Source organism: Legionella feeleii (assembly GCF_001467625.1).
Taxonomy (GTDB): Bacteria; Pseudomonadota; Gammaproteobacteria; order Legionellales; family Legionellaceae; genus Tatlockia; species Tatlockia feeleii.
Genome location: NZ_LNYB01000014.1, coordinates 67,040 through 84,656 on the forward strand (window position 1 = coordinate 67,040; position 17,617 = coordinate 84,656).

Consider the following 17,617-nt stretch of genomic DNA (forward strand, 5'->3'; position numbering starts at 1 on the left):
ATTAGTGATAAATAGCAGTTTCTTTTCTTATTCGTTTTTTGTTATGAGTAAAAATTCAACGCCAGTTATTAGGTTTGCTGTTTTCGAAGATGCTGAAGCGATTGCTATTAACCATATCCGTTCCTGGCAGGAAATGTACAAAGAGTTTATTCCTGAGTCTATCTTACAGAATTTATCCGTCCAAGAGCGTACTCAGCAATGGCAAGACCTTATAAAACAAGGTGTAAAAATATTAGTTCTTGAAATTGATCATAAAATGGTTGGGTTTGCGAGTATCTGTGAATTTCGTGATCTAAAACCAGACGTATTAAAAGGCGAGATCAGCGCTATTTATTTGCATCCAGATTATTGGCGTCAGGGATTAGGCACTCAATTATGTACGATAGCATTGTCTGAGTTATCAAAATTAGGTTTTAAATCAGTCTACCTTTGGGTTTTATCTGACAACTCCCAAGCGCGACGCTTTTATGAGTCGCTGGGATTTGTCGTGACCGATTACACGAGAATAGAAGAGTTCTATGAAGGTGGTGCGCTGCTGGAAGAAATTCTTTATAAAAAAACACTTGAGTAACATGTCGCCGCGGTGAAATTGAAAGGTCATGGGAAGGCTGTTTGGCAGCGTTTCGGACCCTGCATAAATGATAAAATATATATCTATATGTTATAATAAATTACAAAACGCCCCTGGATGCATAATATGAAATTAACTCATGCCATCAAAGCCGCTTTCGAGAGAGTTTTAGGCCAACAACCCATTGAGATGAAAGACAATGAAGAGAGCCCGGTTTTTGAGATAGCGTTTAAAGACGACATCGATAAACAGGCTCTGGAAAAAGAATTTAAAGCGCTAAAAGAAAATTACACGATTAAGCACAACGTCTTATCTATCAATAAAAACGCCGTAGAGCAATTCAATGCAATCATTGCTCAAGAGAATGCAAATAGGATTAAGGAATTAACCCATAAGAAATATGAACTGGTATTAAGTCATTATTTCGGCAAAGTTTCGGGAATAACGGAGAAGGACTCATTACTTCATATCACGTTTGAAAATTCTGTTGATAAAGAAAAGGTACGGAGTTTATTCACTACTGATGATCAAAGTAATCAAAATCATTTGGTTATTGGTCCAGGTGATCTTAACGATTTTAATCGTCAAATTGATGAATTACTCCTGATGCTTGCTGAAAACCATGTGAATGCGTTGGATGAGGCGAAGCACCATAATTATTCTCCCAGTATGTTTCGGTAAATGAGAGGGTAATTATCGTCTGACAGCGTCGACGAGTTTCATCATCTCCTCATCACTAAAAAAATCTGCCAGGGGGAGAGGGAATTTATTTTTTAGAATGTCGCTAAAGATCAGGAAATGCTTTTCGAAGAAAATAGACTCCAGGTAGTTAACGATTCTATTTTTGAAAAGATTATTGGGATATTTATTCTTTTTAAATTTTTTGAGATCGACAATTTTTTCATTTTTGCTATCGTCTTGCTCTATGGTATTGGTTTGTTTAGTGAGTAAATGGTTATAGAGTGCCTCTACTTTTTTACTGGCGACGGTATCCATCTTTAAATATTGGGTGACGGTTTTAAGAAAAAACAACTCTTTATACTCAGGCGTCTGTTTGCAAATGTACTCCTGGGACCATTGAACGTTGAGTGCAGACGCTGCTGCTTCTAATAGAAATCCTCCACACCATTCCGGCACATCGCGTTTGGTTTGATTCTCTTTGCGCCAGATTAACTCCAGACTTTTAGCCAGGGCAAACGTGAGATCATTAACCAGGGTTTCGGTATTGGCTTGAAATGAATAGTCAGGATACCGTTGTTTGGCATGCGATACCCAGCGATTAAACAAAAAGGGAGCAGCCCTTTTTATTTTAAAGACCATTGCTGATTCAATAACCGCTTTAAAATAAATGGAATTTTTGTCTATTTCTAAATCCTCTTTTCACTTCTATCCAGCGAATGGAGTGCCCTGTGTTACCACAAGCTTGTGATTCTAGCTGAATTCTCTAGCCATGATTGCAAAGGCAATCGGGGTTATGATTATAACCCAGGCGACGATTCCTCGATAAATGTTTATTTCACCATGAGTAATAGTAAATTTTTCCGTTTTATCCCAGCTTGTGATTCTATTTTTGCTTAAGCCACTATGGGCTGAAATGAGCGTAAACAGGTTAATAAAGGGAATACCCATAGCTAAGCCAAAAAACCAAACTTTTATACTTCTTTTAAAGGCATGGGGCAAAGTGGGTTTTTGTCCGTCATTGGCTGTGATTTGAATCCTTAACAGCCATTTCCCGAAAGTGGTACCCAGGGTAATTAATAAGAGAGTTTCTACGAAAATCCAGGCAACTAAGGATAAAAAACCAAAAATTGTTCCATTGATTGCCTCCATGAATGTGGGCGCAAGGAATACTAAAATCCAGCCGAAAAGGATAGTGAATAGAGTATTGTCGATGATTCTTGCCATAAAACGTGTCCATGGCCTTACCGCGCTATACTCCGTCTCTTCTTTAGATCCTGATGATTGGTCCCAATCAACGTAGACATCATGAAGCTGTCCTTCACCCTTAGGCATTTTAATGATCCTTATTCAAATTATTCAGAAGGCTTACTTCATTATGTTAAATCATAAGTAAAAGACGGGGCTACCCTGTGTATCATTTATTCCATAAACTTGAGATAAAATCCGGATTGAGGGACTTCGATGACCAGTTTAAATGAACCAATAATCCTGCGGGACGATTACTGCACCTTAAGGCCGTTATGCCATGAGTATCACGATGATTTAGTAGAGGCAGTTAACGATGGAGAGTTATGGAAACTCTGGTTTACCTTTGTGCCGGAGCCCCGGAAAATGCGGGAAAATATTGATTTGCGGTTAAAAATGCAGGCTGACGGGACGATGTTGCCCTTTGCTGTTATCAATAATCAAACCCAAAAAGCAATTGGAATGACAACTTACTTAAATATTGATCATGGTAATAATCGTTTGGAAATAGGGGGAACCTGGTATAGTAAAACGGTGCAACGTACAGGTCTTAATACTGAGTGCAAACTGTTAATGCTAAACCATGCGTTTGAATCCCTAAATTGCATTGCTGTGGAGTTTCGTACCCATGCTCTTAACCGCCAAAGTCAACGGGGTATCGAACGTCTGGGAGCCAAGTTGGATGGTATTTTGCGCAATCACATGGTGATGCCTAATGGTACTTTACGAGATACCTATGTTTACAGCATTATTGCAAGCGAATGGCCTGCTGTGAAAGCGCAGTTGGCGTTTTTAAAATATCAACGTTACCTGATGGATTAAAGGACTCATTTTGACATTTAAGCACGATCAAAAGAACGATAACACGCTTGAAGCGCTGCATGAGCCAACGTTAAAGCAATTATCCTCAATTAAACATGCCTTTTTTACGCGACGCGGCGGAGTGAGCGAAGGGAGATATTCTTCTCTAAACTGTGCTTATGGCAGTGATGATGAACCTGGAAGAGTGGAGGAAAATAGGAGAAGAATTACTACATTTTTAGGATATCCTCTCACCTCATTGGTAACCGTAAAAAATGTTCATGGTAATAAGGCAGTGATTGTTAATGAGCATTGGCCAGAGAATGAGACAATCGAAGCAGATGCAATGGTAACAAAGCAGAAAAATATCCTTTTGGGTTCAGATAGTGCGGATTGCCCTATTGTTTTATTCGCTGATGAGCAAGCAGGTGTAATTGGGCTCGCCCATGCCGGATGGCGAGGCGCCAAAGCGGGCGTGTTACAATCAACCATCCATAAAATGGAAGAGCTGGGTGCAAGCCCCAAGAGGGTTGTGGCTGCTATCAGTCCGTGTATTGCCCAGGCTTCCTATGAAGTCAGTCACGATTTTTATGAGGCATTTATTCAGGACAACCAGGACAATTTACGTTATTTCAAAAGCGCTGAGAAATTAAATCATTTCCTCTTTGATTTACCGGGGTTTGTCGAAAGATGCTTGGTCAACTTGCATTTAAAATCGATTGGACAGATGGGCATCGATACCTATACTGATAAAAGATTTTTTAGCTGCAGGCGTGCCTATCATGCAGGAGAGGATGATTTTGGAGGGAATTTTTCCTGCATCTTATTGAAATAAAAGCGGGTTTGAACTGAATATCATTGCGTTCAGAAACTGGCTTTTATTGAGTGTAACCCTGGTAAGGAGAAAGGCGGTTTTACATATCCTGTGGCTGTGGCCCCCGTGGCCCTGCTCTCAGTATCTCGATTTTGTTATCAATTAATTCATCAACGCCAATTTTGTTTTGTGTTTGAAATTTATAATCCACGGATGGATTTTGGAAAAACTGAGGCTTCTTTTTATCCTGAACGCCTAAATCTGGTGTGAGCAAGTCTCTAATCTCATTAGCCGACTTAAAATTAGAAATATGTACATAGAGATCACAATCAGACACTGTTTGTCCTGTAGAGTTTCTGTAGTCAATGTTTCTTTTACATAAAGCATTCTCTAAATAGTCTTTATCTCTCGCTTGTTCTTCAGGTGTGCCTGTCAGAGTGAATTGCACCCAATCATTTAAAAGGTTGATACGGATCATAAGGGTTCCAAGTAGAGCATTGTTTGATTAATTATAGAGCACGGTGTTCTTTTGTGCGCATAAGTGGTAGCAGGACAGTTTTTATCGGTATTGACCTGGTTATTCAGTTTGGCAAGGGTTGTTTGCAAAGGTGAGGTCAATGAGCCAGGTTTGTTTCCACTGTTCTGCCTCTACTCCCACGTCTAGTTGCATGCCAGTTGCCGGAGACGTCATCATCCAATCATCATGAGTTGGATATGTTCTAATTTTGAGTATCAAGTGAGATGAACTAGCGTTTTGAAGTTGGCAGACTCTGGTTTTTCCGGGTTTTTTTTAAGTAATAGAATAAGGGAAGAAACAGGGGGATAAGTAATAAACCCATAGTAACCTTTGCAGGATTCAGAGAGTATTTCCATTGATAATAACTTAGGTTTGGTGCTGATTGAGGATTATAGGCTTCGTATGTCAACATGGCGAGCAAGGTCGTAAATTGGCTATGAATATAGTTCCAGTTGTTCCACAGGATTGCAGTTGCAATACAGATTAATCCTCCAATCAGGATAAAGATAATATTGGTTTTTCCCTGGCTGCTCTCAGGGCTAAGATTATTGAAAGCATAATAAAAACCACCGAGCATGATCATGAGGCTTAAACAGAATAATACATGGATGATTGGATTTTGCAGCAAACCAAGATAGCCAATTTGATTCGGATCGATTTGACTGAGTGTTGCTTGAGACGGCGTTGTAAATAGTAAAGCAATACGGAAAAAGCCAAGAAACAGAACGACCGCTAGTACAGTAAATGTCCTCTTTTCCATGAAGGTAGCTCGTATAGGCCAATAAATTAAAGTATATGCAAAAAGCATAGGCACGGAGAAGGCCTTATCCGCTTTATATTAAGGTCCTAAAAAGCCGTCGCTTTTCTACTGCCTCGCTTCGTGCTGCTTTATGAGTAGTAACAAATCGAGGGTAGGCTTCAATTGTAGTAGCGTGGTTTTTAAAAGGGCGCTTTAATTCCCCGATCTCTTTTGCGGCACCGCTAAAAAATAAACTATAAGGATTGCCGTCGTAATAAAGAGGACTTTCCGAGCTTCTTGTGGCAGAACAAGGGAAAGATTTTTCTGTCTCTTTGGGCTTATCATGGGGGATGGCTGAATCTTGCCAACCTGGGGATGAGAGTATGCCTGTAGTATCGGGTGTTGATGAGCGACTTGCTCGATGCACTGAACTACCCGTTAATCCTGCACTCAACCAAAGTTCGGCGTCATCGAAATCTGAACCAGAGTCATCGGTTATACTAGATGTGGACGGATCATCGGTAGCGGATGCTGTAGAATCATTCAAGCTTGTTGATTCATGGAGCAGTGCCGCTACCCAATGTTCGGCATTACCTGGATCTATCGTTGTAGAATCATCTGTTGTATCTGATGTTGATACATTATCCCTGTTAGCGGGTATTGTAGAATCTTCCACGCCCGCTGCTTCATCCGGCAGATCAGTCAGTAGTATCTCTACCCAATGTTCGGCATCACTTAGCTCCAGCGTAGTGGAGTCCTCTGTTGTACTTGATGTTGATGCCCCGTCCTGTGTGGCTGGTTCATCCAGCAGATCAGTCAGTAGTGCCTCTACCCAATGTTCGGCATCACTTAGATCTTGCGTAGCAGAATCCTCTGTTGATGTTGAAGCAGAGCTATCGATACTTGGTATGGTAGAAGCACCGGCAATGGCTGTTTCATTCAACCGGTTAGATAAAGAAAAAAGGAAGCTATCTACCCGGGTTTGATATTGTTGCTGCATTTCTTGACTCATCGTTATTCCCAGAGCTGCAAGCGATCGGATTCGTTTCTGGAAAAACAGAGTTATGGGAGGGTGTGCGATTGTCTCTTCCAAAATAGTCTGTCCAGGTATCGTTGTACTAAGATAGCGTAATACACGTTTTCTATAAGGTATTTCCAGATAGGTTGGTGGGAAGATTGTGAGGTCAATACAATCGCCAAATGGGGAAACGATGTGAAGCGTTTCATTAGGAAACAATCTATCCACACCTTTATAGTTTGTATCTGCTTGGGTCAATGAAGCAAAAATATTTTTTCTAATAGGGGCAATGGTATGAGAAGTGATTACCTGACTCATATAAAGTGGAATCTTTACACCCCGTAGTTGTAATTGCGCTAGCAAACCCATTAAATTTTTTTCAGCAATTCTTTCCTTATGATCCAGGCAAATATCTATAAGAGTGATAAAGGATTCGCCTTCAGCAGTTATTATCTTTAATGCACTCTCAAATTGATGAATATCCATCGTGCCTACTTCTGTATCCCTTAAAACGATTGTGGGACAGAAACTGGATCCGTATTCATCCCCACGTAAAGGCAAGGAATCCCCAGCTTTGTTGACATAATGGAAATCAACGGCAGAGTAATTTTTTTTGGCGAAATGGTTGATAATCGGTCTTTCAGTCGCTGATCTTGCTGATTGAACGTATAAGGCACAATTATGGACACTGGTATCGGGCCAATAAACAGGGATGGTTGCTAATAAAAGATGGATATTGGGTGGTAGTTTAGAAGCAATGCCATGGATTCTTTTAATAAGTAATTTATATTCATCCAGGCTTAAAGGAGTATCTTTGGTATAGAGGCTAAATTCATTCATGCTTAAGCGAGTTATTAAAACATCGGCTGTTGTATTTTTTAGTTTTCCATGTGCTGTATTTGCTTGAGCCGCAAGATTTTCTATATGAGCGGCCATACGAGTTACCCTATCGTCAGTACTCGAATTGGTGTCTCTAATATACCAGGCCGTACCTCTCAATTCTTTTGCCTTTGATTGTAGGATTTCCCCGTTATTGTTTATTGCAATTATTTCTTGAATTTGAATAGGTTTACCCATCAAAGCGCCCTAACCGCACAATTAAATTGTGCCATTTTAAATCAATTTTATTAAGAAAAGATTAAATTGAATAAAATTGAATGAATTATATGGATAAAAGAAGGTGGAATTACAACATGTCACAATTTATTCAATTTGCTCGCTGTACGGAATAAGGAAAAGAATATTTAAATTCTGAGAAGGTATAAAATTTTTTTTCTTTATTTGTAATTGAGTCGCTGAAATTTGTTTTGCTTCTTTTTTTCCACAAAAGCTGAGTAGATTTTTCTTGTCACCTTTATCAATTGTTAGTGTAAAACTCTGAATCGGTCCTGCCCAGTTGGCGCCGGTTTTGAGAATATAAGCCAGCCGTCCTTCAGTGTAAGGCGGTGTACTGTCTTTGGTTTTGGGGGTCAGACTTTTCTGTAAATGTTCACTGATGCAGTATATTGCAACAAATTCTTTATACCATTTTTCATGGATTGCATACGAAGTGCCTATACTGGTGCCTGCTGATGAGCCAACCACAGGTTGGTATTCATGTTCAATAATAATTGCTTGCCTGGGAGGAAAAATTTGCTCCCAAGTATAAGTGGTTTTCAAGTCCCATGAAGGTTGCGGTTCCTTTCTCATTCCCTTGCCATCGTCGAATTCCTCAAGCCAAATGAGGCCCAGTGATTCTAATGCGGGCCATTGCTGTTTGGGAATAGCCAATAATGCTTTTCTGGTTTGACTGTATTCAGGTGATAAAGGAAGTTTGTATTTTTTGAGTATAGCGGTTTGGTCTTTATTTTTAACCAGGGCTTTTTGGTGGATGGACATTTTAATCGGTTGGTTATTGACGCGAGTGACGAAACCTACTGGATTGGCTGGATCATCGACTGGTAAAACTGCAAATAGCCTATCATAGCGGTAGCTTTTAATTAAGGGTAAAGGAAAGGCTACCAAGGCCTTAATAGGTTTATCCGATTTATTAAAAAAAATATAACGAATGCGTACTTTCTTTAAGGATAAAAAAAGTTCTTCTGATTGTAATTCAATGGACGCGTTTTTAGTGAAAACCAAACCTCCTGAAGCTAATTCAGCGGTGGAATCGTTTGCACAGGCCATCCCGGAGAGGAGTAGAATTGGGATTAAAAAAATGTTCCTTATCTTCATCGTGTATCCTCATAACCAAAGTGCTAAAGCAATTGAGTATAAGTATGAGCAGTACAAGTCATATAATCCAGTGTAATATTTTTTCAGTTATGCTTGTTCATGAATGACATCAAGACTGGTAATGAGAAGCTGTCTGAGGAATAGTTCGAATGCGTCTATACAGAGTCCACCTTGATGGACTATATTCATGGTAATTAGTTAGCAAGGGACTATTATGAGAAGATTTGTTGCAGTATCCGGCCCACTATTTCTCAGTGTAATTAGTATCAGTTATGCAGCCAGTTATGATTGCCAAAAGGCAGGTAGTGCTATAGAGAAAATGATTTGCAACGAGCAGGAACTCAGTATAAAAGATAGTTATTTGAGTCTTTTATATAACCAGATTGCTAATACAGTCTCAAGTAGCCAATTAACAAAAAGCCAAAAGCAATGGCTAAAAGAACGAAATCTTTGTCAATCACCATCCTGTCTTGCTAAAGCTTATGATCAACGGATCAATGCGCTACATGCCATGCTGCCAGCTTCGCAACCTATCCAGAAGCAGATTGCCACCGGGACTTGGCTTGCTGACTATAGCAATCAGTATGGGCAGTCCGTTTTGGAAATTACTGCCGTTGACTCAAAGGGGTTCAGTTATAACATTATGGCAAATAACGGTGGTAATACTGGTGAACTGGACAATAAAGCGTTCTTTATTGGTAGTGATGCTCTAACCATTGATAAAAATGAAGAAGGCGGTAACCCACCTTGCCAACTGTTATTTCAATTTGTAAATAATAAGCTTGTTGTCACCCAAAATGCGGGTTGTACTTATTACGCAGGAAATGGGGTTTTCTTCAGCGGTAATTATGTCAAAAATGGTAAAAAGAAATCCCTTAACCTTGTAGAGCTTGGCTTGCTGGATTCAAAACAACAGGAAGACCGTTTTAAGAAACTGGTAGGTAATGATTACTCTCAGTTTATATCAGGATGTGGGGGGGCAGGAGATAGTGAGCAAAGTAACGACCCTAAAGCCTCTGTCCGTTCAGGATTTATACGAGGCATAGGCCCTGGGAACTGTATCATAATGACCAGTGATGAGCTGATTTGGGCTGCTGTTTTAAACTCGGATGAGAGAAAAGTGTGTTACTTCACGAATGATCCTAATCGTCGTGGTGAATTACCATCAGCCATTCAAGAGTGGATTACCGCAAGAGAAAAAGAAGAGGGTAAGAATATAGAAATTATTTTTAAATCGCTCTGACGAGGCGTTTATCTTTTTACGGGTAATCTCTCTTTAATAATAAGAGTCATCTTGCGGTGATTCTTATTTGCTAGTAGTTTCCGGGCCCCAGGCCCTCTCCCCCTAACCAGGAGTTCTTTCTTAAGTTGTGAAGAGAAGCACGCTCTGGAGAAATGCTAAATGGTCTATAATTAATCATACCTTAGCAAAAGGAGAGAATGATGAGCAAGGAAGAATCCCTACGATTGCAACAACAAACCCAGGATAAGCTTTTAGGAAAAAATTTACTTAATTCTGTTCAGCCTATGCGAGAATTACTCGAGCTTAATCTTAAAACGCTGCAAAATTTTTCTTATATGAAACCCGAGCAATTAAAAACTCTTAATCGTCCTGAAGAAATTTTGGATAGAAATGTCTCACTATTGTTTGATAATGGACATAAGGCAATCGATTACTTTGAAGAAGCCTTCCATATCTTGGAAAAGCATCTATTTACTCTGAAAGAAGAGGCAGTCAAGCAAACAAAAAAAGAGATTAAACGAACCACACGGGTTTTGCATAAAGGACTGAAAAAACGCGCACACTAAGGGATTAGGGAACGCTTATGAATGAGAAAAAGGACGTTCAATTTCTCAAGCAAGCTTGTGTGCCTGATACTCATTTCAAAGAAGCTGAACAGCCGTTGCTTAGAGAGATCAAAACATTCAGCGAGGAACTGTATGAAAAGGGGAAAAATACATTCGCGGAGATTGAGGACGAGATGCAAGCGTCTAAAGAAATAATCATGCAAGCGGCAAAGGAAAATCCCCTTAAAACCCTATTAATTGCAGCGGGTATAGGACTTTTATTGCTACGCGGGATATTTGGCAGGCGCTCATAACATGAACGCTTGCAGCCCTTATTTTTAAACAAGCCGGTTTTGTTAAATTTTCATCCATTTTTTATAAAGTCTTCGCCAGGCCTCAGGGGGGATCGGGAGTATTCCAATCATCACCAATCAATTTGCCAATTAGAATACCCTGGATTAAATCCAAGGTTCTTAGGTAATTGGTAATCAGTATTCCTTAAATTAAGAAAGGAATGATTTTATAAGGAACAAGCGCACAATAATGATTCCAATCCTGGCCGTATTTTTCAGCGCACCGCTTATCATCACGAAAAGCACGGTCGATGAGGAGAATTGTCAGGAAACAAACATAAAAGTAAGGGGCGAAGTGGGTAAAAAGGGCAGGAACTGACCAAAAAAAGGCGCTGGTAAGTTCTGGGACATAATGAAAATGCCTTGCAAGACCCCACCATCCTGAGGCCAGCAGTAAGGTCTTCTTCGTATTTCCTTCGCTAGTTTTATAATGGGCAGGCAAAATCAAGGGTTTTTTGCCCCATATTTTGCAATTGCCTGCTGACTCTCTTGCTCGGATTCGTTGTTTGTCAGCAAGATAATTGATAATGATGCTCGCTGCCCCCAGGCTTAAAATAAGTACAACCCATACAAAATTTAAATGAATGGGGTGAAGCACAAGATACATGCTTGGCGAAGTGTAAATACAAGGGACCCAGACCAGGCAACCCCAGCAAATATAAAAACCAGCTCGATCATGCATAATGTCCAATGAGCGTAAATAGCCTGTTTCCCAAAGAAAGAATTTTGCTATATACAAGAATTGTAATGAGACAGAGATGAGCGTTGAATTCGCTAGCCCACTCAATTCTGCTTGTTTGGCACAATAAGAGATAAGGAATAATCCCCAACTCATCATGCCAAAACGGCAAGTGATAAATTTTTTAATATGCCAACCAAAAATTTGTGGGTATAGCTCTGTTCCCCAATAGTAATCAAACAAAATATTATTGCTGATACTTGCATCGGTTGATGAAGGATAAAAGCGCCCCTTAATATACAACAGGACGCAGAAAAGAAGGCTAAAAAGGTTAAGGGCGCCTAAGATACTACCCAGATTGTCATACAGGATGGTTGCAGGAAATAAATTCAGGCCAAACGTGGCCACACAAAACGTTACAATCGTGGTAACAAAGGCTAAAACGCCATTCGCTTTATAGGTCGGGGTATTTCCCTTCGGCGTAAGAGGCCCATGAAAAGGTTTTCCGGGCAGAAAACGCATTAAAACGGCTTCAAAGACGATAAAGCAGCCAATGATTACCCAGGCGGTATCTGAACCCCAAAAATAGGGTCGCCATATGTCATAAATGGTTTGTACCAATCCTTTCTGGGTTATTATATTCCATAGCGTTGCCAAGGAACCTGCTAACTCAGTATTGGTATACCACATCAGCATAACAAAGGGAGGGCATAGCAGAACCAGCAGAAGAGGTCCCAAGGAATTCCTAAGATTAAGCCACACTATTTATATCCTTATATCAGGTACTAATCTTTGAGTCTGAGAGTAACATTAATAACATAATTCCTGAATTTATTTAACTCAAAGTAACTGGGAGGAATAAAAATACTCGATGGATACCCTTAGTGATTCATATTGAACAAGTAATAAATAGGTTCCCGTCTTTGCGAGAACGACCAATAAAACTTGAACGATATCTTGGGGTTGGAGGTTGTTAGGCTTGCTTCGGTGTTAATTTAAGTTCATACAGTGGCTTATAGGATTAAAACGAGCCATAGTGAGCAACCAGGTTTTAAAGCGTTAGATAGGAGAATGTTATGCTGGGATGGCTTGTACGTATACTTTTGGTAGTGGCAGGTTTTATTACTAGTTGGTTTGTTGCGCGCGATGCGCTTAATTTTGATATCGTGCAAATGGTGGTGGCGATCTTTCTGTTTACTATTGTAGTGGCAATAGCGGCCTTTTGGGACCTATTGGTTAGTTGGTTCAGGCATAGAGACAAGAAGCCTAAGTAGGCTATGGTTTACTTTATTTAATCTGGTAGCCATTTCTATGATAAGCTCGGCCCCATACTAAAAGATGAGTAAAAAAATGATTAGAGTAGGGCAGTTTAACAAATTAAAAGTAATTAAAGAGGTCGCGTTTGGCGTTTACCTGGATGGTGGTAACTGGGGTGAAATTTTGTTGCCTAATAAAGTCGTGCCTCAAGGTACCAGGGTGAATGATGTCGTTGATGCGTTTATCTATTTCGATTCGGAAGATAAAATTATTGCCACAACCTTGCCGCCCCGTGCCAAGGTAGGCAGTTTTGCTTTTTTAAAAGTAGTTGATGTTAATCGCATAGGTGCTTTTCTTGATTGGGGATTGGAGAAGGATTTATTAGTTCCCCGACCTGAACAACGTCGTCCGATGGAAAAAGATAAATCCTATCTCGTTTATGTGAAACAGGATAATGAAGGGCGTATTATTGCCAGTTCCAAAATCGATCACTTTCTGGATAAATTACCAGCTCCCTACAAGCCGGGTGAGGAAGTCAATCTATTGATTGCCGAAAACACCCCTTTAGGTACTAAGGTCATCATTAATGATAGCCACTGGGGGCTAATACACTCAGGGGACATCTTTCAGATTTTGAGTTATGGAAAAAGAATACGAGGCTATATAAAAGCAATAAGAGAAGATGGAAAGATTGATATAGCCTTAAGAAAAACCGGGCAGGATAGCATCCAGGAGTTGGCGCAGCGTATCGTGGCGCAATTACAAAAAAAGGGTGGTTTTTTACCACTGCATGATAAAAGTTCACCACTTGAGATCCAACGTGCATTCAATGAGAGTAAAAAAAGCTTCAAGAGCGCAATAGGTCAACTCTATAAACAAGGTGTCATTAGCATCGAGTCAAATGGTATTCGCCTGCAGGATAAAGAGAAGCGTCAATAACCTCAGGGTTTAGGGTAATAAATCTGGAAAGGCCTGGTTTGTCTATTCACTACAGCAAAGTCTGTTAGTTTATGCGGTTGGATTGAGCGTTTACTAATAATGTCGAACACCTTGATGTTTCTTATGATTTCTGCATCGGCAATCAGCGAGCGATGGCAGCGCCAGGGTACGGCTTCAGCACACATGATGGCCACTGCGGTGTTATTTTTGATTAGCTCATGCAATTCTTTAAGTCCTTCGTAAAAGGGTTTGGTTTGCATGTAATCGGCATAGCTACGAAAACTGGCATTCCGCCAGCCCGTGTTGATTGAAGTAGGGGAGCCCTTCCGTAAGCCTCCTAATTTGGATAAATGAGTATAACGAATCGCTTCCTTAGCCAGAGAGACGGAAAACTCGTCCTTATTAAACCAGGGGACATGGCGAGACTTTGGTACTGTACGAACATCAACCAGGTGACTAATATGGTAGACATCGAGAATCGCCATGAATTCTTGCAAGGAATGGGTTGAATGTCCTATGGTATAAAGTCGAGGCATACAATTTTCCAGGTTAAGGATTTAACTTACAGGACTTACTTAAAACCTCGATCTCTTCGTTAAAATTTTATTTTAATTCGGTCACTTAGTTTGGTTAAACTCGCTCATTAAAATAAAATTTTGCCTCGACCTCGACGTTTTACCTAAGTCCTGACTTAATAATGGTTGAAAATTTTTATTATTCAAGGATAAGTCTTGAATTTTAAATTGATCATTGCTCCGATACCGAAGTAAACTTGTTCTATCTGCACAAGACGTCAATAAATTATGTTATCGATTAAAGACCATCTCCTTGTACATCGATACTCCTATGAGTTTTTTAAACTGTCACTGAATTTTAGAAAAAATTATGAAACCTCTTTGTTTTTTGGTGAAAACAAGTCCTTGCGAATGTTCGTCAATGGTGCACTGGTTAGCCCCAACCTGTTCAATCTTTATTATTTAATTACCCTGGTTCGCCAAGGATTAATTCTTACGGCTCATACTGATAAAAAATTAGAGGATTATGTTTCTTTTACGCGCGCTAATTTTAGTCCCCTCATTAAATCCTGGTGTGATTGGTGCTCGATTGTGAATGGATATGGTTCCTTTCTGATTGAGGTTATTAATGATTACCTGGCACACGATCCGGACGCCAGCACAATGTCGAAATTGAAACTCTTTAAATACAAGGCATTAATTCATTTTGATTATTTAAAAATCATGTTGCCGAAAGAGAGTTATTTTTCAAATCAGCCGCCACGTGAGCCCGCTGATTTATTTCCTGCTTTTGAGCAAACCAATTCGCGGTTGCTTAAAAAGCTCCTGAAAACCCTTACTCGTTCCTATAATACATTCCAGGCAGTAGAACATCGATGGTGTCCATTTCTCCATATAAAGCGTATTGCATTAGCTCCCACCGCATCGGATCGATATAGTTTTTATTTAAACTGTTTGGGATATGCTGATCTAATGCGAGCAGGGGAAATACTTGCTCATTTCAAACACCTCAAATGCAATCAGTGTGCAGAGCAAATTAATCATTTTTTAGGAAATAATTCAAATGCAGTTGAAAAAGATAAACTTGCGCTGCATACGGAAGAGTTTTTTGCTCTTATATGTAAACTTTCGCGCGCAAAGCCGCGTTAATGCTGATCATGCAGTTTAATTTTCCGCTAATAATTTTTTGATAGGATTTAGCGCTCCAATCAACTAATAAGGGTTTAAAGATGACTTTTGTTTATAAAATCTTAACCGTTGAGGAGTGGAACGCTTTCGAGAAAAGCGGTCGTTTCGACGGCTCTGCAAACGATAAGAAAGATGGATTCATCCATTTAACGTTCGAAAATCAGTATCCCGCAATTCTTGAAAAATTCTTCAAGGGAATTGATAAGGTCGTTTTAGTAGAGATTGACAGTAGACTATTGGAAAAAGAGACTTTGAAAGTGGAAGCTAATAAACCTGGTGGCGAGCAATATCCCCATCTGTATAGCAGCATGCCCATGAAAGCAGTTACCTCTCATACGGATCTGGAACTTCCCTATGAACCGAGAGCTATTTTTCAGATCTAACGATTGCTATTCTCAGTCCGCTGCCCGAGGGAATTCCGATTTTTGACTTGGAAGCCTCCGGACTATATGCTAACTATTTATTGCCCTTTCCATAAAATTTTAAGCATGCCTAATGAATATATTTCCCTGGCGGAAGCCTATCTCGAGGCGTTTCGAAGGCAGCAATATGATGATTCTTTAGCCGTAAGAATCGATAAACTAATAGCTGAACCCATAGCGGGAGTAAGTTTAATTGAAGCGTTGTTAGCCCAGGCAACTAATCTTGCAGAATTGGCTTATATCGCAGCAGGTCCTTTGGAAGATTTTTTCATAAAAAATTATGAGGTTCTTGAGGAGCCTTTCGATAAATTACTACGAACGAACAGCAAGATGAGGCAGGCGCTAACAGGTGTTTGGATAAGTCAAAATACGAAAGCCAGAATTGTCCTGGATAAATTGCTGGATAAATATCATTTAAATTATGGTTCATTATAAGTTGGTATTTTTATTAAATTAATAGAATAGATCAAAGGGTTGGTATTAAGCGTTTTACAATTCAGTTTGGTTTCTTATCTGACTGTAAACACAAGGATGCGTAAATCGACATGAAAAAGAATCTGAGTGCGCTGAGCTTATTATGGATTGCAATGACCAGCATGATTGGTTCAGGTTGGTTATTTGGTTCTTTATATTCTGCCCATTTTGCTGGCCCAGCGGCAATTGTCGCTTGGCCTCTCGCTGGTTTTTTACTGCTATTTGTTGCTTTGGCTTATGCTGAAATAGGAACCATGTTTCCTCGCGCTGATACCCTGGCTTGTTTACCTTTCTATACTCATGGCCGTTTAACAGGGGTGATGGTAAGTAGCTTAGCCTGGTTTTCCCTGGCCATTTTACCGGTGATTGAGACTCAGGGTGTTATTCAGTATGCCAGTAATTATATTCCTGGATTAATAATTCATCAGGGTATGCACTATACCAATACACCGCTGGGTTATTTACTGGCGTTGGTATTGCTCATGAGTTTTGTTTTATTTAATTATTTCGGGATTGGTTTATTCGCACGAATTAATGCCGCTTTTACTATCTGGAAAATAATAATCCCAAGCCTTACAGTCATTAGCTTGTTAACCATGAGTTACCACACGAAAAATTTTTCCCAATACGGCGGTTTTATGCCCTATGGCTGGCAGGGGGTTATGGCTGCTATGTCGAGTGGGGGAGTCCTTTTTTCATTATTGGGATTTCGGCAAGTCATTATTATGATGGGCGAAATTGAAAAGCCGGGGAAATATGTTCCCCTCATTTTAGTGAGCTCGTTATTGGTGACGACCTTGCTTTATACCAGCTTGCAATGGTCGTTTATTGGCAGCGTTAGTGCGCATGACTTAAGCAATGGATGGGCTAAGTTGTCTTTTACAGGGGATGCTGGCCCTTTTGCTGCATTGGCTGCGCTGGCCGGGATGATAGGGCTTAGTGTTTTACTATACGCTGATGCCTTTGTATCGCCGTATTCAACAGGTTTGGTTTATTCAACCACGGCAGCCCATATGTTGGCGAGCATGGATTCGATAGTTTATATCCCGAAAGTCTTTGCTAAAAAAAATAAATATCAGGTGCCCTGGGTGTGTTTAGGCGTGAATTTCTTATTGGCGGCTATCATGTCGATAGTGTTGCATGGCTGGCAAGAAATGTCGGCTTTTTTAGTAGCAATATTAATGGTTAGTTATGCTGTCGGTCCCATTTGCCTTAGCTGCTTGCGTAAACAATTGCCTGACTATAAAAGACCCTTTCGTTTGCGTTCTAGTGGCTTTATTGCATGGATTGGATTCTATGTCTGCACAGTAGGCAGGGTCTTTTCATGACTATAAATTAGTCAGATATTCAGTATAATTGGGTAGTTAATTGCACTCACGAAAGAGACAGATGAGCGAAGTAT

Annotated in this window: 20 protein-coding genes and 1 pseudogene; 13 read left to right on the top strand and 8 right to left on the bottom strand. The window is 40.0% G+C overall.

Going from position 1 to position 17,617, the window contains the following annotated elements:
• The first annotated feature begins 43 nt into the window (after positions 1–43).
• Together Lfee_RS02085 and Lfee_RS02090 are read left to right on the top strand one after the other, a co-directional pair.
• Positions 44–571, top strand: a complete 528-nt coding sequence (locus tag Lfee_RS02085; protein ID WP_058443628.1) for a GNAT family N-acetyltransferase — start codon at positions 44–46, stop codon at positions 569–571.
• Positions 572–697: 126 nt separating this feature from the next.
• On the top strand, positions 698–1,252 hold the full coding sequence (locus tag Lfee_RS02090) for a hypothetical protein (protein ID WP_058443629.1): 555 nt from the start codon (positions 698–700) through the stop codon (positions 1,250–1,252).
• 12 nt (positions 1,253–1,264) lie between these two features.
• Here the strand turns inward: Lfee_RS02090 and Lfee_RS02095 are convergent, their stop codons facing one another.
• Together Lfee_RS02095 and Lfee_RS02100 are read right to left on the bottom strand one after the other, a co-directional pair.
• Positions 1,265–1,891 carry a hypothetical protein gene (locus Lfee_RS02095; RefSeq protein ID WP_058443630.1) on the bottom strand — a complete coding sequence of 209 codons (627 nt, stop codon included), beginning with the start codon at positions 1,889–1,891 and terminating at the stop codon, positions 1,265–1,267.
• Between the two features lie 111 nt (positions 1,892–2,002).
• Positions 2,003–2,584: an RDD family protein gene (locus Lfee_RS02100; protein ID WP_058443631.1), complete on the bottom strand. Its 582-nt coding sequence runs from the start codon at positions 2,582–2,584 to the stop codon at positions 2,003–2,005.
• Positions 2,585–2,713: 129 nt separating this feature from the next.
• On the opposite strand from Lfee_RS02100, the gene Lfee_RS02105 reads away from it, so the two are divergent.
• A complete protein-coding gene (locus tag Lfee_RS02105; RefSeq protein WP_058443632.1) occupies positions 2,714–3,319 on the top strand; it encodes a GNAT family N-acetyltransferase in 606 nt (201 codons plus the stop codon).
• A gap of 10 nt (positions 3,320–3,329) precedes the next feature.
• Positions 3,330–4,133, top strand: coding sequence for a peptidoglycan editing factor PgeF (pgeF, locus tag Lfee_RS02110; protein ID WP_058443633.1), 804 nt, complete (start codon positions 3,330–3,332; stop codon positions 4,131–4,133).
• A 79-nt stretch (positions 4,134–4,212) separates the two neighbouring features.
• On the opposite strand, the gene Lfee_RS02115 is transcribed toward pgeF, so the two are convergent.
• From Lfee_RS02115 to Lfee_RS02130, 4 genes are all read right to left on the bottom strand, one after another.
• Positions 4,213–4,590, bottom strand: a complete 378-nt coding sequence (locus Lfee_RS02115) for a hypothetical protein (protein WP_058443634.1) — start codon at positions 4,588–4,590, stop codon at positions 4,213–4,215.
• 268 nt (positions 4,591–4,858) lie between these two features.
• Entirely contained in the window at positions 4,859–5,389 is a 531-nt protein-coding gene (locus tag Lfee_RS02120; RefSeq protein WP_131753178.1) for a hypothetical protein, read from the bottom strand.
• Between the two features lie 73 nt (positions 5,390–5,462).
• Positions 5,463–7,463 carry a hypothetical protein gene (locus Lfee_RS02125; protein ID WP_058443636.1) on the bottom strand — a complete coding sequence of 667 codons (2,001 nt, stop codon included), beginning with the start codon at positions 7,461–7,463 and terminating at the stop codon, positions 5,463–5,465.
• 126 nt (positions 7,464–7,589) lie between these two features.
• Entirely contained in the window at positions 7,590–8,600 is a 1,011-nt protein-coding gene (locus Lfee_RS02130; protein ID WP_082646540.1) for a DUF4424 family protein, read from the bottom strand.
• A 214-nt stretch (positions 8,601–8,814) separates the two neighbouring features.
• Here Lfee_RS02130 and Lfee_RS17160 point away from each other — a divergent pair, with 214 nt between their 5' ends.
• From Lfee_RS17160 to Lfee_RS02145, 3 genes are all read left to right on the top strand, one after another.
• A complete protein-coding gene (locus tag Lfee_RS17160; RefSeq protein ID WP_058443638.1) occupies positions 8,815–9,843 on the top strand; it encodes a lysozyme inhibitor LprI family protein in 1,029 nt (342 codons plus the stop codon).
• Positions 9,844–10,043: 200 nt separating this feature from the next.
• Complete coding sequence (locus tag Lfee_RS02140) at positions 10,044–10,409, top strand: hypothetical protein (RefSeq protein WP_058443639.1); 366 nt, start codon at positions 10,044–10,046, stop codon at positions 10,407–10,409.
• A 17-nt stretch (positions 10,410–10,426) separates the two neighbouring features.
• Positions 10,427–10,702, top strand: a complete 276-nt coding sequence (locus Lfee_RS02145) for a hypothetical protein (protein WP_058443640.1) — start codon at positions 10,427–10,429, stop codon at positions 10,700–10,702.
• Positions 10,703–10,886: 184 nt separating this feature from the next.
• Here Lfee_RS02145 and Lfee_RS02150 read toward each other — a convergent pair whose 3' ends face one another.
• On the bottom strand, positions 10,887–12,182 hold the full coding sequence (locus Lfee_RS02150; RefSeq protein WP_058443641.1) for a phosphatidylethanolamine N-methyltransferase family domain-containing protein: 1,296 nt from the start codon (positions 12,180–12,182) through the stop codon (positions 10,887–10,889).
• A gap of 314 nt (positions 12,183–12,496) precedes the next feature.
• Here Lfee_RS02150 and Lfee_RS02155 point away from each other — a divergent pair, with 314 nt between their 5' ends.
• Positions 12,497–12,694 carry a hypothetical protein gene (locus Lfee_RS02155; protein WP_058443642.1) on the top strand — a complete coding sequence of 66 codons (198 nt, stop codon included), beginning with the start codon at positions 12,497–12,499 and terminating at the stop codon, positions 12,692–12,694.
• Between the two features lie 76 nt (positions 12,695–12,770).
• A complete protein-coding gene (locus tag Lfee_RS02160; RefSeq protein ID WP_058443643.1) occupies positions 12,771–13,616 on the top strand; it encodes a CvfB family protein in 846 nt (281 codons plus the stop codon).
• Positions 13,617–13,618: 2 nt separating this feature from the next.
• Here Lfee_RS02160 and Lfee_RS02165 read toward each other — a convergent pair whose 3' ends face one another.
• Positions 13,619–14,152 (bottom strand): DUF488 domain-containing protein, encoded by a 534-nt coding sequence (locus Lfee_RS02165; protein WP_058443644.1) that lies wholly within the window; start codon positions 14,150–14,152, stop codon positions 13,619–13,621.
• A 267-nt stretch (positions 14,153–14,419) separates the two neighbouring features.
• On the opposite strand from Lfee_RS02165, the gene Lfee_RS02170 reads away from it, so the two are divergent.
• The 4 genes and pseudogenes from Lfee_RS02170 to Lfee_RS02185 form a co-directional block, all read left to right on the top strand.
• The gene (locus Lfee_RS02170; protein ID WP_058443645.1) at positions 14,420–15,280 is read left to right on the top strand and encodes a hypothetical protein; all 861 of its coding nucleotides are present in this window, start codon (positions 14,420–14,422) and stop codon (positions 15,278–15,280) included.
• Between the two features lie 80 nt (positions 15,281–15,360).
• On the top strand, positions 15,361–15,702 hold the full coding sequence (locus Lfee_RS02175) for a DUF952 domain-containing protein (RefSeq protein WP_058443646.1): 342 nt from the start codon (positions 15,361–15,363) through the stop codon (positions 15,700–15,702).
• Between the two features lie 42 nt (positions 15,703–15,744).
• Entirely contained in the window at positions 15,745–16,176 is a 432-nt protein-coding gene (locus Lfee_RS02180) for a DUF6869 domain-containing protein (RefSeq protein WP_131753177.1), read from the top strand.
• Positions 16,177–16,286: 110 nt separating this feature from the next.
• A pseudogene (locus Lfee_RS02185) lies at positions 16,287–17,528 on the top strand (APC family permease); the annotation flags it as partial.
• Positions 17,529–17,617: the final 89 nt, after the last annotated feature.

Excerpts from the sequence above, each read along its gene's own strand:
- Lfee_RS02085 (WP_058443628.1), top strand. The coding sequence starts at position 44 with ATGAGTAAAAATTCAACGCCAGTTATTAGGTTTGCTGTTTTCGAAGAT.
- Lfee_RS02090 (WP_058443629.1), top strand. The coding sequence starts at position 698 with ATGAAATTAACTCATGCCATCAAAGCCGCTTTCGAGAGAGTTTTAGGC.
- Lfee_RS02095 (WP_058443630.1), bottom strand. The coding sequence starts at position 1,891 with ATGGTCTTTAAAATAAAAAGGGCTGCTCCCTTTTTGTTTAATCGCTGG.
- Lfee_RS02100 (WP_058443631.1), bottom strand. The coding sequence starts at position 2,584 with ATGCCTAAGGGTGAAGGACAGCTTCATGATGTCTACGTTGATTGGGAC.
- Lfee_RS02105 (WP_058443632.1), top strand. The coding sequence starts at position 2,714 with ATGACCAGTTTAAATGAACCAATAATCCTGCGGGACGATTACTGCACC.
- Lfee_RS02115 (WP_058443634.1), bottom strand. The coding sequence starts at position 4,590 with ATGATCCGTATCAACCTTTTAAATGATTGGGTGCAATTCACTCTGACA.
- Lfee_RS02120 (WP_131753178.1), bottom strand. The coding sequence starts at position 5,389 with ATGGAAAAGAGGACATTTACTGTACTAGCGGTCGTTCTGTTTCTTGGC.
- Lfee_RS02125 (WP_058443636.1), bottom strand. The coding sequence starts at position 7,463 with ATGGGTAAACCTATTCAAATTCAAGAAATAATTGCAATAAACAATAAC.
- Lfee_RS02130 (WP_082646540.1), bottom strand. The coding sequence starts at position 8,600 with ATGAAGATAAGGAACATTTTTTTAATCCCAATTCTACTCCTCTCCGGG.
- Lfee_RS17160 (WP_058443638.1), top strand. The coding sequence starts at position 8,815 with ATGAGAAGATTTGTTGCAGTATCCGGCCCACTATTTCTCAGTGTAATT.
- Lfee_RS02140 (WP_058443639.1), top strand. The coding sequence starts at position 10,044 with ATGAGCAAGGAAGAATCCCTACGATTGCAACAACAAACCCAGGATAAG.
- Lfee_RS02145 (WP_058443640.1), top strand. The coding sequence starts at position 10,427 with ATGAATGAGAAAAAGGACGTTCAATTTCTCAAGCAAGCTTGTGTGCCT.
- Lfee_RS02155 (WP_058443642.1), top strand. The coding sequence starts at position 12,497 with ATGCTGGGATGGCTTGTACGTATACTTTTGGTAGTGGCAGGTTTTATT.
- Lfee_RS02160 (WP_058443643.1), top strand. The coding sequence starts at position 12,771 with ATGATTAGAGTAGGGCAGTTTAACAAATTAAAAGTAATTAAAGAGGTC.
- Lfee_RS02165 (WP_058443644.1), bottom strand. The coding sequence starts at position 14,152 with ATGCCTCGACTTTATACCATAGGACATTCAACCCATTCCTTGCAAGAA.
- Lfee_RS02170 (WP_058443645.1), top strand. The coding sequence starts at position 14,420 with ATGTTATCGATTAAAGACCATCTCCTTGTACATCGATACTCCTATGAG.
- Lfee_RS02175 (WP_058443646.1), top strand. The coding sequence starts at position 15,361 with ATGACTTTTGTTTATAAAATCTTAACCGTTGAGGAGTGGAACGCTTTC.